Origin of the sequence: Methylobacterium mesophilicum, from assembly GCF_022179445.1 — a bacterium.
Lineage (GTDB): Bacteria > Pseudomonadota > Alphaproteobacteria > Rhizobiales > Beijerinckiaceae > Methylobacterium > Methylobacterium mesophilicum.
The window spans coordinates 29,862-43,670 of the sequence record NZ_BPQU01000029.1 but is presented as its reverse complement, the minus strand read 5'-3'; the positions used below and the strand labels follow the sequence as shown (position 1 = coordinate 43,670).

Genomic DNA, 13,809 nt, shown 5'->3' with positions numbered 1-13,809 from the left:
CGATCTCGGCACACGAGATATCACGATCTGATACCGCCCTAGGCTCATGGGGTCAATCTGGAGGTCGTACGTCCACCCCTCTAGCGGCGTCACGCTTGACCCCGCCCAAGCCCGCGGGCTTCGTGTGTCGCAGCGCAACGCGATCCCAGAGCCACAATGTCCCTGACGCCCAAGCCCGAATCCAAGGACAAGTACGGGGCGGCGACGCGTCTCGTCCACGCGGGCCGCGATCCGGGCGCGCAACACGGCTTCGTCAACACGCCGATCTATCGCGGCTCGACCGTGCTCTATCCGACCTACGACGCGATCAAGCATCGGCGCGGGCGCTACAATTACGGCACCTCGGCGACGCCCACGATGGATTCGCTCACCGACGCCTGGACGGAGCTCGCCGGCGCCGCCGGCACCGTGGTGACGCCCTCGGGGCTGTCGGCCCTCACGATCGCGCTGATGGCTGCGGTCTCGGCCGGCGACCATCTCCTCGTCACCGATTCCGCCTACCGGCCAACCCGGCAGTTCTGCGACGGCGTCCTGGTCCGGTTCGGCGTCGCGGTCACCTATTACGACCCGACCGTCGGGGCCGGCATCGCGGAGCTGATGCGCCCGAACACCAAGGCGGTGCTGGTCGAGGCGCCGGGCTCCCAGAGCTTCGAGATGCAGGACATCCCGGCCATCGCCGAGGTCGCGCATGCCCGGGGCGCCTGCGTGATCATGGACAACACCTGGGCGACGCCGCTGCTGTTCCCGCCCCATGAACGCGGCGTGGACATCGCGGTCGAGGCCGGCACTAAGTATCTCAGCGGCGGCTCGGACCTGCTGATCGGCCTGACCTCCGCGAACGCCGCGTATTACCCGGCGGTGCGGCGCACCTTCGATCACCTCGCTCCCTGCGCCGGGGCGGAGGACATCTTCCTGGCGCTCCGGGGCATGCGCACCATGGCGCTGCGCCTGCGCGAGCACGGCCGCGCCGGGCTCGAGATGGCCCGGTGGTTCCAGGCGCGCCCGGAGGTGTTGCGGGTGCTGCATCCGGGGCTGCCGGAGGATCCCGGCCACGCGATCTGGAAGCGCGACTTCTCCGGCGCCTCCGGGCTGTTCGGGGTGATCCTCAAGCCCGTGCCCGAGGCGGCTGTGGCCGCGATGCTGGACGGGCTGGAGCTGTTCGGGATGGGCTTCTCGTGGGGCGGCTTCGAGAGCCTGGTGATCCCGTTCGACTGCGCCGGCTACCGGACCGCGACCCAGTGGGCGCCCGGCGGCCCGGCCCTGCGCTTCCATATCGGGTTGGAGGACATCGCCGACCTCCAGGCCGATCTCGAGGCCGGCTTCACGCGCCTGCGGGCGGCGTCCTGACGAGGCGCCGTCACCGCGCGCGATGACGGCGCGATGACAGGGCATTTGACCTTCCCGTCGGATCCTGATTGACCGGCCGGGCATGACCACCAGCCTCTCCGCCGACGGCATTCCGCGCCGCGCACCTGTCGATCGGATCGGCCGCGGGCTCGACGCGCTGAGCCTGACCCATGCCCGCGCCGCGGCCGCCCTGCTGGCGCTCTGCCTGCTGCTGTTCCTGCCCGGGCAGATCTCCCTGCAGCCGATGGACCGGGACGAGCCGCGCTTCGCCCAGGCCTCGAAGCAGATGCTGGAGAGCGGCGACTTCGTCGACATCCGCTTTCAGGGCGAGGCCCGGCACAAGAAGCCGGTCGGGATCTACTGGGCGCAGGCCGCCACGGTTGCGGCGGGCGAGGCGCTCGGCGTGGCCGACGCACGCCGGCAGATCGCCCTCTACCGCATCCCGTCGCTGATCGGCGCCACCGCCTCGGTGCTGCTCGCCTACTGGGCCGCGCTCGCCTTCCTGCCCCGCCGCCCCGCGCTGCTGGCCGCTGCCCTGTACGGCGCCGGGCTGATGCTCTCGGCCGAGGCGCATCTGGCCAAGACCGACGCGCTGCTCGCCGCCTGCGCCACCGCGAGCCTCGGGGCGCTCGCCCGGGTGTGGCTGGCCGCGTATTCCGCGCGTCTCCCTCCCCCCTCTGCGGGGGAGGGTGGCCCTCGCGTCAGCGAGGGTCGGGATAGGGGCAGCGCGACGATGCAGGATTTCACCCTCGTCGCGACGCTTCCGGAACCGGCGCTCCCCTCTCCCGACCCCCTTCGGGGGCCACCCTCCCCCGCAGAGGGGGGAGGGAGGGCGCGTGTCCTGGGCCGCGCCGTATTCCCCGCCTTCTGGCTCGGGATGGCGCTCGGCATCCTGATCAAGGGCCCGATGGTGCCGCTGTTCGTGGTGCTGCCGGCTCTGATCCTGTCGGTGGTGGCGCGCTCGGGCCGCTGGCTCCTGGCGCTGAAGCCGTGGGCGGGGCTGGCGCTCACGCTGCTGCTGGTGGCGCCCTGGTTCGCGGCGATCGCCTGGAAGAGCGGCGGCGCCTTCTATGCTGAGGCGGTGGGTCACGACATGCTGGCCAAGGTCGGCGGCGGGGCCGAGCGGCACTGGGCCCCGCCCGGATCCTACGCGCTGGCGTTCTTCGCGACCTTCTGGCCCGGCGCGGCCTTCGCGGCGATGAGCCTGCCGCTGGCCTGGCGCGCCCGGCGCGAGCCGGCCTTCGCGTTCCTGATCGCATCCGTCCTGCCGGCCTGGCTGATCTTCGAGGCGGTGCCGACCAAGCTGCCCCATTACGTCCTGCCGCTGATGCCGTGGCTCGCCATCCTCACCGCCCTGGCCCTGTCCCGCGGCGCGCTCGATCCGCGTCTGCGCGGGGCGCGGGCGACCGCCCTGTTGGTGCCGGCGATCCCCGTGGGGCTGACGCTCGGCCTATGCCTGGCTGGGTGGCGCCTCGACAGCCACACGCTCCCCTGGGCCGCGCTGCCGCTGCTGGCCGCCGCCTGCGCGGTGGCGATCCTCGCCTGGATGGCCTTCGCGGGCGGCAGGCCCGAGCGCGCCCTCGTGCTCGGGATCCTCGCCTCCTGCCTGCTCGGGCCGGCGGTACTCGGCGTGGCGCAACGCTCCCTGCCGGCCCTGAAGGTCTCGCCGCGGCTCGCCGCCCTGCGTGACCGCGTGGGCTGCCCGAACCCGCAGGTCGCGAGCCTCGGCTACCGGGAGCCGAGCCTGGTGTTCCTGGCCGGCACCGATCTCGCCCTCCCGCCGGACGGCGCTGCCGCCAGGCGGTTCCTGGAGGCGGGCGGCTGCCGGCTGCTGTTCGTGGAGGCCCGGGACCGCGATGACTTCAACGCCGCCTGGCCGGTGGCGCGGGGCGCGCCCGCCCCGCTCGCCGAGGTCGAGGGCTTCAACCTCAACACCGGCCGGCGGGTCTTCGTGACCGCCTACGGGGTGACTCCGTGACCGGCGCCCCGAACCTCAGCGTCGTCGTGCCGGTCAAGAACGAGGCCGGCAACATCGGCCCCCTGGTGGCCGAGATCGCGGCCGCCTGCGCGCCGCTCGGCTTCGAGCTGATCTACGTGGACGACGGCTCGACCGACCGCACGCCGGCGGCCCTGGCGGCGGCCCGCTCCGGCCGTCCGTGGATGCGGGTGGTGCGGCATGCGCGCAGTGGCGGCCAGTCCGCGGCGGTGCGCAGCGGCGTTCTAGCCGCGCGGGCGCCGGTGATCGCGACGCTGGACGGCGACGGCCAGAACGACCCGGCCTTCATCCCGGCCCTGCTCGCCGCCCTGGAGGCGGGGGGCCCGCAGGCCGGGCTCGCCCAGGGCCAGCGGCGCGGCCGCAAGGACGGGCGTTTCAAGATGCTGCAATCGCGCATCGCCAACGGCGTGCGCGGGCGCATCCTCAAGGACGCCACCCGGGACACCGGTTGCGGCCTGAAGGTCTTCCGCCGGGCGGTGTATCTCCGGCTGCCCTATTTCGACGCCGTGCACCGGTTCATGCCGGCCCTGGTGGTGCGCGAGGGGTTTTCGGTGGTCCACCACGACGTGATCGACCGGCCCCGGCTCACCGGCGTCTCGAATTACGGCCTGTTCGACCGGCTCTGGGTCGGGCTCCTCGACCTCGCCGGGGTCTGGTGGCTGATCCGGCGCAAGCGCGCCGACCCGCAACCCGCCGAGATCGCCGCCCCCGACACCGCCACGCCCGCAGACCAGGATGTCGGATGCTGATCCAGCTCGCGCACGATCTGCCGGACTATTTCTACGACGTGTTCGTCACCCGGCTCGATTTCTGGGTGGTGTTCGGCATCATCGCTCAGCTGGTGTTCGGCTCCCGCTTCATCCTGCAATGGATCGCCAGCGAGCGCGCCGGCCGGAGCGTGATGCCGCTCTCGTTCTGGTTCCTGTCGATCCTGGGCGGCCTGATGACCCTGGTCTACGGCTTCGTGCGCCGGGAGCCGGTGATCATCATCGGCCAGGGCCTGTCCACCGGCATCTACCTGCGCAACCTCGCGCTGATCTTCCGCGAGCAGCGGCGACGTCGGAGCGACCCGGCATGACCCGCGCGCCCCTGCCGGCCTACTACGACGACCTCGACGCCAGCTTCGCCGAGCTGTGGCGGCTCCTGGCGGATGGCGCCGCGCAGGGCCGGAGCGGCTTCCACCTGCCGGCCCTGGCGACCCTCGGGCTCGACGGTCCCCGGCTGCGCACGGTGGTGCTGCGGGCCGCCGACACGGAATTCGGCATTCTGCGGTTCCACTGCGACCGTCGCTCCGACAAGGCCGCCGAGATCCGGGCGAACCCGGCCTGCGCGCTCGCCGCCTACGACGCGGCGGCCAAGATCCAGATCCGGATCGAGGGCCGGGCGACGCTCCACACGGACGATGCCGTGGCGGAGGAAGCCTGGGCGGGCTCCCGGGCGATGAGCCGGGTCTGCTACGGCGCCGACCCCGCCCCGGGCACGGCGCTGCCCGCGGGCGACGCCTACACGCTGCCGGACGAGGCGACTGCGGCGACCCTCGGCCGGCCGCATTTCGCCGCCGTCCGGGTGCGGGCCGCGCGCCTGGACTTCCTCTATCTCGACCGCCGCGGACACCGCCGGGCGGCCTGGACCCGGGGGCAGGGCGACTGGACCGGCAGCTGGATCGCCCCGTGAGCGTCATGCTGCGGGGATAATGGCATCCAGCGCCCGTCAACACCATTAAAATAACGTTACTGCTTTATTCAGATGCCTTACACGGCAAATTTGCAGAGTTCATAATTTATCCTGGTCGCAAATTTACCGCGCCCGATCTTTCGATCCGAACAGCATAGACATCGATCGGCAACGATTCACCTTGCCGCCATTCTCAGAAATCGACACAGATCTCTCGGGCACGTTCGCCATCGCGCCAAGCAGAGGCTTCCATGGAACTGATAGCCAAGATCAATATTCCCACGAAGCTTTTTTCTGTCATTGCGTTGATGAGTCTGCTCTTCTTTGGATCAGCTTGGTACACATCGCAGAATGTCGCCGGGATCGACGTCGCCTACACGATCCCGCTCGACAAGGAATCGAAGGCGGTCGTCCGGGTGGCGCGTTTGAACCGCGTCGTCGCGCAGCTGAGCTACGTGGCCTTCCGCAGCGCGGCGGAAGCCGGCACGGCGGACGGGACCCGGGTTGGGGTGGGCCTCGAGGCCCTCGTGGCCGAGGCCGCGAAGCTGGTCGAAGACGCCCGGCGCGACGCGCCCGCCTTCCGGGATCGGATCGACCGGATCGCCACGCAATTCGACGCCTATGCCCGGACCGTTCGGGACATGCGCAACCTCGCCGACAAGGGCCAGGGCAGCGAGGCCCTCGCGCTCGCACACCGGACGGCCGAACCGATCCGGGCGGAACTGACCGAAGCCGCCCGCACCCTCGTGGATGACATGGACGTCTCGGTCCAGAAGCGGTCGGACGACCTCACCGCCGAGACCAACGCGACCCGCTCCCTACTGCTGATCGTCTCGCTCATCGGTATCGCCACGGGCATCATCGGGGGCGCCCTGGTCGTGATCCTCGGCGTGACGCGCCCGATCCGCCGGCTGACGGACGTGCTGCGGCGCATGGCGGATGGCGAGATCGACGCCGAGATCCCCGAGGCACGGCGCGGCGACGAGATCGGCCTGATCGGCCGCGCCGTGGAGGGCATCAAGGCGCTGGTGGCCCAGAAGGCAGCCGAGCAGGCCGAGATCCGGCGGGTCGCCGACGAGGCCGCCGCCGAGGCGCGCCGCCAGACGATGCTGGAGCTGGCCGACGGCTTCCAGGGCACGGTCGGCCGGATCATCGGCCAGGTCTCGTCCTCCGCCACCGAGCTGCAGGCCACCGCCCAGGCCATGACCGCCACCGCGACCCAGACCGCCAGCCAGTCCACCACCGTGGCGGCCGCCGCCGAGGAGGCCGCCTCCAACGTCAACACAGTGGCGAGCGCGGCCGAGGAGCTCGGCTCGTCGGTCCAGGAGATCGGCCGGCAGGTGGACGGCTCGGCCAAGCTCGCCCAGGGCGCCGTATCCGAGGCAGACCAGACCGCGACGCTGGTGCAGGAGCTGAGCGGCGCCGCCGCCAAGGTCGGGGACGTGGTCCGGCTGATCACCGACATCGCGGCTCAGACCAACCTGCTGGCGCTCAACGCCACGATCGAGGCCGCCCGCGCCGGCGAGGCCGGGCGCGGCTTCGCCGTGGTGGCGGCCGAGGTGAAGGAGCTGGCCAACCAGACCGCCCGGGCCACCGAGGAGGTCGCCGGCCAGATCGGCCAGATCCAGACATCCACCGGGGCGGCCGTCTCGGTGATCGCGGCGATCACCGCCCGGATCAAGGAGATCGAGGCGGTGGCCACCACCATCGCGGCCGCGGTCGAGGAGCAGGGGGCGGCCACCCAGGAGATCGTGCGCAACGTCGGGCAGGCGGCGCAGGGCACCGGCGAGGTGACCAGCAACATCGCCGGCGTGGCCGGCGCCGCCGCGGAGACCGGCCGGGCGGCGGGCCAGGTCCTCGACGCGGCCTCCGAGCTGTCGCGCCAGTCCGAGCACCTCAGCGGCGAGGTCGACCGCTTCCTGGCGACGATCCGCGCCGCCTGAGCCCGCGACCGCGCCGCACGCATCCACCCGGGATGGTGGCCGGGATGGCAGCCCTGCGCCGCGCCCCCCTGTCACGGGGGCGCGGCCGGGCGTAAAGCCGCAGCACCGTCCGCCCGCTCGGGTCGATCGGGAGGACAATGTGGGCCTCGTCTACGCGCTCGCCGCCTATCTGAGCTGGGGCCTGTTGGTTCCGGTGCATTTCCGCATGCTCGGGGCGTTCAGTCCCAACCACATCCTGGCCGAGCGGATCGTGTGGTCGAGCCTGTTCGCGGGCGCGCTGGCCCTGGCGCTCGCGGCGCGCCGGCGCCTGAACCTGCCGCTGCCCCTGCGCCCGCGCCACGCTCTGCTGGCGGTCTCGGCCGCGATGATCGGGGTGAACTGGCTGCTCTACCTCTACGCGATCGACCGCGGGCACCTGCTCGACGCGAGCCTCGGCTACTACATCAATCCCCTGGTCAGCGTGGCGTTCGGGCGCGTGGTGTTCGGCGAGCGGCTGCGACCCCTGCAGGTCGTGGCGGTGGCGATCGCGGCGACGGGCGTCGCCGTCGCCGTGGTGTGGGCGGGGGAGTTGCCGGCCCTCTCGCTGTCGCTCGCGGTCAGCTTCGCGCTCTACGGGCTGGTGCGAAAGGTTGTCGGCGTCGATGCCCTGGTCGGGTTCCTGACCGAGACGCTGCTGCTCCTGCCGCTCGCGATCCTGTGGCTCGTGCTCTCGCCCGAGCCGTTCCTGCCGGCCGAGCCAAAGAACCTCGCCCTGCTGATGCTGACCGGGCTCACCACGGCGCTGCCGTTGATCTGGTTCGCCGCCGCCGCGGTGCGCCTGCGGCTGACCACGTTGGGCCTGCTGCAATACGTCGCCCCGACCTGCCTGCTCGGCCTGAGCGTCCTGGCCTACGGCGAGCACGTGGAGCCGCACCGGGCGGCGATGTTCGCCCTGATCTGGGTGGCACTTGCCCTGTACAGCGTCGATGCCCTCCGCAGCCGGCGGCCGGCAGATCCTGTGGTCGAGGTCCGGTCGGATCCCGACCCGATGCGTGTATAAGGAGTACCCTGCGCCCCGTGGGGCGAGCGACGGGATTTCGGCGGGCCGATGAGAGAATCCGTGGGCGGCCGAGGCGTCGTCACCGATGCCGATTACAGAAATCTCGCCGAGACGCTGCCGCAACTCGCCTGGATCGCCGAGGCCGACGGGACCATCGTCTGGTACAACCAACGCTGGTACGACTACACGGGCAGCACCCTGGACGAGATGCGCGGCTGGGGCTGGCGCGCCGTCCACCACCCCGACCACGTCGATGCCGTCACCGAGCGCTTCCGGGCGGCGATCCTGCTCGGCCAATCCTGGGAAGACACGTTCCCGCTGCGCGGGCGCGACGGGATCTACCGCTGGTTCCTGTCCAAGGCCCTGCCGCACCGGGACGAGGCCGGGACCATCCTGCGCTGGTACGGCACCAACACCGACATCTCCCGCCGCCGCGCCGTCGAGGAGCGCCTGCGCGATTCCGAGCAGCGCTTCCGGGCGCTGGTGGACGCCTCCGCGGCGGTGATCTGGAACACCAACGCGGTGGGCGAACTGATGCCGCCGCAGGTCCGGTGGAGCACCTATACCGGCCAGACCGAGGAGGCCTACCAGGGCTGGGGCTGGGTCGACGCCGTCCATCCCGACGACCGCGCCCACGCGGCCGATGCCTGGGCCGCCTCCGTGGAGGCGCGCAAGCCCTACGAGGTCGAGTACCGCCTGCGCCGCCACGACGGCGCGTGGCGGGCCATGGAGGTGCGGGGCGTGCCTGTGCTCGCCGGGGACGGCACCCTGCGCGAGTGGGTCGGCACCTGCGTCGACGTCACCGAGCGCAAGGAGGCCGAGGAGGAGGTCGAGCGGGCGCGCCAGGCCGCGGAGGCCGCCAACCGGGCGAAAAGCCAGTTCATCGCCAACATGAGCCACGAGCTGCGCACGCCGCTCTCGGCGGTGATCGGCTATTCCGAGATGCTCGGCGAGGAGCTTGAGGATATCGGCCAGGCCGCCCTGCTGCCGGACCTGCGCAAGATCGAGGCGGCGGCCCGGCACCTGCTGTCGCTGATCAACGACGTGCTCGACATCTCGAAGATCGAGGCCGGGCGCATGACCGCCTCGGCCGAGACGTTTTCCGTCTCGGACCTGCTGCGGGACGTGGTCGATTCCACCGGCTCGCTGGTGGAGAAGAAGGGCAACCGCTTCGTCCTCGACGTGGGCGATGCGAGCCTCGGGTCGATGCACCAGGATCAGACAAAAATCCGCCAGTGCCTGCTCAACCTGATCGGCAACGCCGCCAAGTTCACCGAGAACGGTACGATCCGCCTCACCGTGCGCCACCACCGGGAGGAGGCGGCGGACTGGCTGTCCTTCGCGGTCACCGATACCGGCATCGGCTTGTCCGAGGCGCAGATCGCGCGCCTGTTCGAGCGCTTCGTGCAGGCCGACGACTCGACCACCCGCCAGTTCGGCGGCACCGGCCTCGGCCTCGCGATCACCCGGGCCTTCTGTCAGACCATGGGCGGCGACATCGCCGTGACCAGCACGCAGGGACAGGGCACGACCTTCACGATCCGCCTGCCGGCGGTGCTCAAGCCGGAGGACGAGCCGCAGGAGGTCGCCGCCGAGGCCGAGGCGGCCGCGGTCGAGTCGCACGAGCAGCACGAGACGGTCCTGCTGGTGGACGACGACCCCGCCGCCCGGGAGTTGCTCCAGCGCTTCCTCGAGCGCGAAGGGTTCCACGTCCGCACCGCCAACGACGGCCGCGCCGGCCTGACGCTCGCCCGGGCGCTCAAGCCGCGGGCGATCCTGCTCGATGTCGAGATGCCGCGCATGGACGGCTGGGCGGTGCTGCACGCGGTGCGCAGCGATCCCGATCTCGCCGGGACGCCGGTCATCATGACCTCGGTGGTGGCCGAGCAGGGGCTCGGCCAGGCGCTCGGCGCCACCGATTACTTCGTCAAGCCGATCGACTGGGACCGGCTGAAGGGCATGATGGAGCGCTACCGCCCGGAGGGGCCCGGGGAGGCGCGCGTCCTCGTGGTCGACGACGACCCGGATGCCCGCGAGCGCCTGCGCCGGTCGCTGGGCCGCGAGGGCTGGACCGTGGACGAGGCCGAGAACGGTCGGATCGCCCTGGAGCGGGTCAGCCAGACGCGGCCGAGCCTGATCCTGCTCGACCTGATGATGCCCGAGATGGACGGGTTCGGCTTCCTGCGGGCGCTGCGCGCCCGGCCGGACGGCGACGTGCCGGTGGTGGTGCTCACCGCCAAGGAGATCACCAGCGCCGAGAAGGCGAGCCTCGGCGCCCAGGCCGACCGGGTGATCGCCAAGGGCTCGATGAGTCTGGCCGAAATCGGGCGGCAGTTGCGGGTGCTCTACGCGCGCTCGACCGCCGAGCCGGTCCCGGGCCGGCTCCAGGGCCTGATCGAGCGGCTCGCCCAGCACGACAGCACCGAGAACGACAGAGCCGGGGACGGCACGGGAGACATACCATGAGCGACAACGGGATCGATCCGGACAAGGCGGCGGCGATCCGCCTGCGGGCGCGGCTGGCGGTGGTGGAGCGGGCGGCGTGGTTCGGCCTCGTCCACGCGATGAAGACGCAGCCCGCCGAGACCGAGGCCTACATCGCCTCCGAGCGGGCGCGATGCGCGGAAGGCTTTGGCGGCACCACCTGGGCCAAGGACCTCACCGACGCCGAGCGCAAGATGCTCGGCGAAGAGGTCGATGCCGGGCTGGCGCAGCTGATCGCGGATGCGCGCGGGGAGGTGTGACCACCGCGCCTGCGCGCATCCGCGCTGGTCTCATCCCCCACCGAAACGATCGCGCCAGGCCGGCGGCAGGCCCATGACCGACAGCGGCGGTGCGGGCGCCAGCCCAGGCAGGCTATGCGCCGAGAACACGCCGATCGCCACGCTCCGGGCCAGCACCCGCGCGGCGGCGTCGCCCAGGCGGGCGAGATCGGCAACCGGGTCGGCCAGCGGCACGGTGCCGCTCGCCACCGCGAAGACGAGGTCGCCGTCGAGGGGCGTGTGGACCGGGACCAGGGCGCGGGCGAGGCCGTCCTGCGCGGCCACCGCGAGGCGTCTGCACTGTGCTTTGGTCAGGGCGGCGTCGGTGGCGACCACCGCGAGCGTCGTGGCCGAGCCGGGCAGGATGCGGGCCGGGAAGGCGAGGGCGTCCGCCGGCACCCGGGCGGGCGAGCCGAGGCCGCCGAACTCGTCGCCCACCTCGAACGGCGCGGCCCAGAAATGCGGCCCGTCGCCGATCGTGGCGCTGCCGAAGGCGTTGACCGCCGCGAGCCCGCCGACCGTGAAACCAGTGCCCGGCACCGTCGCCGAGGCGGAGCCGATCCCGCCCTTCAGCCTCCCGGTGCGCGCGCCCGTGCCGGCCCCCACGGAGCCGAGGGCGAAGTCCTCCAACGCGGCAGCCGCCGCCAGAAAACCCAGTTCGCGATAGGGCGGATAGCGGCCCCAGTCCTTGTCGCCGCCGTTGAGCAGGTCGAACAGGACCGCCCCCGGCACGATCGGCACCCGCAGCGGGCCGACCGGAAAGCCGCGTCCGGCCTCGGCGAGCCACGCCGTCACGCCGGCGGCCGCGTCGAGCCCGAAGACCGAGCCGCCCGAGAGCACCAGGGCGTCGATCCGCTCCACCGTGCGCTCGGGATCGAGCAGGTCGGTCTCGCGGCTGCCGGGGCCGCCGCCGCGCACGTCCACGGAGGCGATGACGGGCGCGTCGAACAGGATCGCGGTGACCCCGCTGGCGACCGATGGGTCGCCGGCGTGGCCGACCCGCAGGCCCGGAATGTCTGTGATGCGGTTGCGCAGCATGGCGCGAGCTTGCCATGCCGGGCGATCGGGACAAATCCTCGCCTGCGCCATCGGAGCCCGGCCCAGGGTCGGCACGGCGGCGGCGACAGCGAGGAGCGCGGCATGGACGTCGGATTCATCGGATTGGGGCGGATGGGCCGCGGCATGGCCGCCAACCTCGCGCGGGCGGGCCACCGGGTCCGGGCCTGGAACCGCTCGCCCGAGGCCGCCCGCGGCATCGAGGGCGTGACCCCGGTGGCGAGCGCCGCGGAGGCGTTTGCCGGGGATGCCGTCGTCACCATGCTGGCCGACGACGCGGCTCTGGAGGCGGTGATCTTGGCCGGCGGCCTGCTCGACCAGCCGGAGCGCCCCGGCCTGCATATCGGCATGAGCACGATCTCGGTGGCGCTCGCCCGGCAGCTCGCCGCAATCCACGAGCGGGCCGGCGTTCCTTACGTCTCCGCACCGGTCTTCGGGCGCCCGGATGTGGCCGAGGCCGGAAAGCTCAACATCGTGGCGGCCGGCGCGGCGGCTGCGCTCGAGCGGGCTGCGCCGCTGCTCGACGCCATGGGCGCCAGGACCTGGCCCTTCGGCGTCGAGCCGTCACGGGCCAACGCGGTCAAGCTCGCGGGCAACTTCATGCTGATCTCGGCGATCGAGGCCATGGGCGAGGCCTGCGCGCTGACCGAGGGCCACGGCGTCGCGGGCGCCGACTTCCTCGACCTGATGACCAATACGCTGTTCGCCTCCCCGGTCTACAAGGGCTACGGCGCCTCGATCGCCCAGAACCGCTACGAGCCGCCGGGCTTCGGCCTCAAGCTCGGCGCCAAGGACGTGCGGCTGGCGCTCCAGGCGGCGGAAGGCGCCGGTGTGCCGATGCCGTTCGCCAGCGTCCTGCGCGACGGGCTGATCGAGGCAATCAGCCACGGCGACGGCGAGAAGGACCTGGCCGCCCTAGCGCGGGTCTCCGCGCGGCGCGCCGGACGGGGCTGAAACGCCCCCGGCGTCAGAGCCCGAAGCGGGCGAAGGCCGCGCGTTCCTCCAGCGCGGCCACGGCCTCCTCGGCGATCCCGCCCGGCGCCCCGCCCCGGCGCAGCAGGCGGGACAGGAACCCGCCCCGGGCCTCGGCCACCAGCCGCAGGTCGACCGTGTCGCCGAAGCGCGCGCGCATGGTCGAACGGATGTCGCCCAACGCGTCGATGAGCCCGAGGCCGACCGCCTGACGCCCGGTCCAGACCGCGCCGGTGAACAGGTTTTCCGACGTCGACAGGGTCGGGCGCCGGCTCGTGACGAGGCCGGTGAACAGGTCCTGGATGTCGGCCTGGAGTCGCTTCAGGCGCTCGACGTCGGCGGGGTCCTCCGGGCGGAACGGGTCGAGCATCGACTTGGCTTCGCCCTGGGTGTGCACCCGGCGTTCGATGCCGATCTTCTCCAGAAGGCCCTGGAAGCCGAAGCCGGCCGAGACCACCCCGATCGAGCCGACGATCGAGGTCGGGTCGGCGATGATCTCGTCGGCCGCGCAGGCGATCATGTAGCCGCCCGACGCCGCCACGTCCTCGACGAAGGCCACGACCGGAAGCTTCTTCTCGTCGGCCAGGGCCCGGATGCGGCGGTGGATCAGGTGCGACTGCGCCGGAGCGCCGCCCGGCGAGTTGATCACGATCGCCACCGCCCTGATCCCCGGCATCGTGAAGGCCCGCTCCAGGCTGCCGGCGACGCCGCCGATCGAGAGCCCCGGGCGGATCGGCGAGACCGCCCCGATCGTGCCGGACAGCCGGACCACGGCGACCCGCGGGCGGCGGTCGCGGAAGCGGCGCGGCAGGAATGCCCGGAGGGCGTCGGGGAGGGCGAACGGCATGGAGGCTCTTCGGGAGGGGCGGGAAGCGAGGGTGCTTCCGACCGAGGTGGGCTTTCCGGTGGCCGGCGCAAGGGAACCGGGACAGCAGGGCCCAACCGTCTGCGCAGTCAGACCGGATCGAACCGTTTGCCGACCTTGGCGGTTCCTGCCGACGGTGCGTGGATCGCGCCGGC

General features: G+C 72.2%; 12 protein-coding genes. 10 read left to right on the top strand and 2 right to left on the bottom strand.

All coding sequences use genetic code 11. The annotated features are described in order from the left end of the window. Nucleotides 1–156 precede the first annotated feature (156 nt). The 9 genes from metC to MFF40_RS22495 all read left to right on the top strand — a co-directional run bounded on the left by metC (nt 157) and on the right by MFF40_RS22495 (nt 10,743). On the top strand, nt 157–1,347 hold the full coding sequence (gene metC / locus MFF40_RS22535; protein ID WP_147898722.1) for a cystathionine beta-lyase: 1,191 nt from the start codon (nt 157–159) through the stop codon (nt 1,345–1,347). 82 nt (nt 1,348–1,429) lie between these two features. Then, complete coding sequence (locus tag MFF40_RS22530) at nt 1,430–3,325, top strand: glycosyltransferase family protein (protein WP_238262304.1); 1,896 nt, start codon at nt 1,430–1,432, stop codon at nt 3,323–3,325. Next, the gene (locus MFF40_RS22525) at nt 3,322–4,092 is read left to right on the top strand and encodes a glycosyltransferase family 2 protein (protein ID WP_147899200.1); all 771 of its coding nucleotides are present in this window, start codon (nt 3,322–3,324) and stop codon (nt 4,090–4,092) included. The genes MFF40_RS22530 and MFF40_RS22525 overlap by 4 nt, the downstream gene beginning before the upstream one ends. Further along, on the top strand, nt 4,086–4,421 hold the full coding sequence (locus tag MFF40_RS22520; protein WP_147857725.1) for a lipid-A-disaccharide synthase N-terminal domain-containing protein: 336 nt from the start codon (nt 4,086–4,088) through the stop codon (nt 4,419–4,421). The genes MFF40_RS22525 and MFF40_RS22520 overlap by 7 nt, the downstream gene beginning before the upstream one ends. Next, nucleotides 4,418–5,017: a pyridoxamine 5'-phosphate oxidase family protein gene (locus tag MFF40_RS22515; protein WP_147899199.1), complete on the top strand. Its 600-nt coding sequence runs from the start codon at nt 4,418–4,420 to the stop codon at nt 5,015–5,017. Before MFF40_RS22520 ends, MFF40_RS22515 begins: the two co-directional genes overlap by 4 nt. Nucleotides 5,018–5,325: 308 nt before the next feature. Further along, nucleotides 5,326–6,960 carry a methyl-accepting chemotaxis protein gene (locus MFF40_RS22510; RefSeq protein ID WP_378994722.1) on the top strand — a complete coding sequence of 545 codons (1,635 nt, stop codon included), beginning with the start codon at nt 5,326–5,328 and terminating at the stop codon, nt 6,958–6,960. A gap of 139 nt (nt 6,961–7,099) precedes the next feature. Beyond that, complete coding sequence (rarD, locus tag MFF40_RS22505; protein WP_147899198.1) at nt 7,100–7,999, top strand: EamA family transporter RarD; 900 nt, start codon at nt 7,100–7,102, stop codon at nt 7,997–7,999. A gap of 48 nt (nt 8,000–8,047) precedes the next feature. Continuing rightward, nucleotides 8,048–10,465 carry a response regulator gene (locus MFF40_RS22500; RefSeq protein ID WP_147899197.1) on the top strand — a complete coding sequence of 806 codons (2,418 nt, stop codon included), beginning with the start codon at nt 8,048–8,050 and terminating at the stop codon, nt 10,463–10,465. Beyond that, on the top strand, nt 10,462–10,743 hold the full coding sequence (locus MFF40_RS22495; protein WP_147899196.1) for a hypothetical protein: 282 nt from the start codon (nt 10,462–10,464) through the stop codon (nt 10,741–10,743). The genes MFF40_RS22500 and MFF40_RS22495 overlap by 4 nt, the downstream gene beginning before the upstream one ends. Before the next feature lie 30 nt (nt 10,744–10,773). On the opposite strand, the gene MFF40_RS22490 is transcribed toward MFF40_RS22495, so the two are convergent. Then, the gene (locus tag MFF40_RS22490) at nt 10,774–11,799 is read right to left on the bottom strand and encodes a P1 family peptidase (protein WP_147899195.1); all 1,026 of its coding nucleotides are present in this window, start codon (nt 11,797–11,799) and stop codon (nt 10,774–10,776) included. A gap of 102 nt (nt 11,800–11,901) precedes the next feature. Here MFF40_RS22490 and MFF40_RS22485 point away from each other — a divergent pair, with 102 nt between their 5' ends. Next, nucleotides 11,902–12,771: an NAD(P)-dependent oxidoreductase gene (locus tag MFF40_RS22485; RefSeq protein WP_147899194.1), complete on the top strand. Its 870-nt coding sequence runs from the start codon at nt 11,902–11,904 to the stop codon at nt 12,769–12,771. A 13-nt stretch (nt 12,772–12,784) separates the two neighbouring features. Here MFF40_RS22485 and MFF40_RS22480 read toward each other — a convergent pair whose 3' ends face one another. Continuing rightward, the gene (locus MFF40_RS22480) at nt 12,785–13,636 is read right to left on the bottom strand and encodes a S49 family peptidase (RefSeq protein WP_147899193.1); all 852 of its coding nucleotides are present in this window, start codon (nt 13,634–13,636) and stop codon (nt 12,785–12,787) included. Between the last annotated feature and the right edge of the window lie 173 nt (nt 13,637–13,809).

What these genes read in the sequence shown, in the direction of transcription:
- metC (WP_147898722.1), top strand. Translation starts at nt 157, where the DNA reads ATGTCCCTGACGCCCAAGCCCGAATCCAAGGACAAGTACGGGGCGGCG.
- MFF40_RS22530 (WP_238262304.1), top strand. Translation starts at nt 1,430, where the DNA reads ATGACCACCAGCCTCTCCGCCGACGGCATTCCGCGCCGCGCACCTGTC.
- MFF40_RS22520 (WP_147857725.1), top strand. Translation starts at nt 4,086, where the DNA reads ATGCTGATCCAGCTCGCGCACGATCTGCCGGACTATTTCTACGACGTG.
- MFF40_RS22515 (WP_147899199.1), top strand. Translation starts at nt 4,418, where the DNA reads ATGACCCGCGCGCCCCTGCCGGCCTACTACGACGACCTCGACGCCAGC.
- MFF40_RS22510 (WP_378994722.1), top strand. Translation starts at nt 5,326, where the DNA reads ATGAGTCTGCTCTTCTTTGGATCAGCTTGGTACACATCGCAGAATGTC.
- MFF40_RS22500 (WP_147899197.1), top strand. Translation starts at nt 8,048, where the DNA reads ATGAGAGAATCCGTGGGCGGCCGAGGCGTCGTCACCGATGCCGATTAC.
- MFF40_RS22495 (WP_147899196.1), top strand. Translation starts at nt 10,462, where the DNA reads ATGAGCGACAACGGGATCGATCCGGACAAGGCGGCGGCGATCCGCCTG.
- MFF40_RS22490 (WP_147899195.1), bottom strand. Translation starts at nt 11,799, where the DNA reads ATGCTGCGCAACCGCATCACAGACATTCCGGGCCTGCGGGTCGGCCAC.
- MFF40_RS22485 (WP_147899194.1), top strand. Translation starts at nt 11,902, where the DNA reads ATGGACGTCGGATTCATCGGATTGGGGCGGATGGGCCGCGGCATGGCC.
- MFF40_RS22480 (WP_147899193.1), bottom strand. Translation starts at nt 13,636, where the DNA reads ATGCCGTTCGCCCTCCCCGACGCCCTCCGGGCATTCCTGCCGCGCCGC.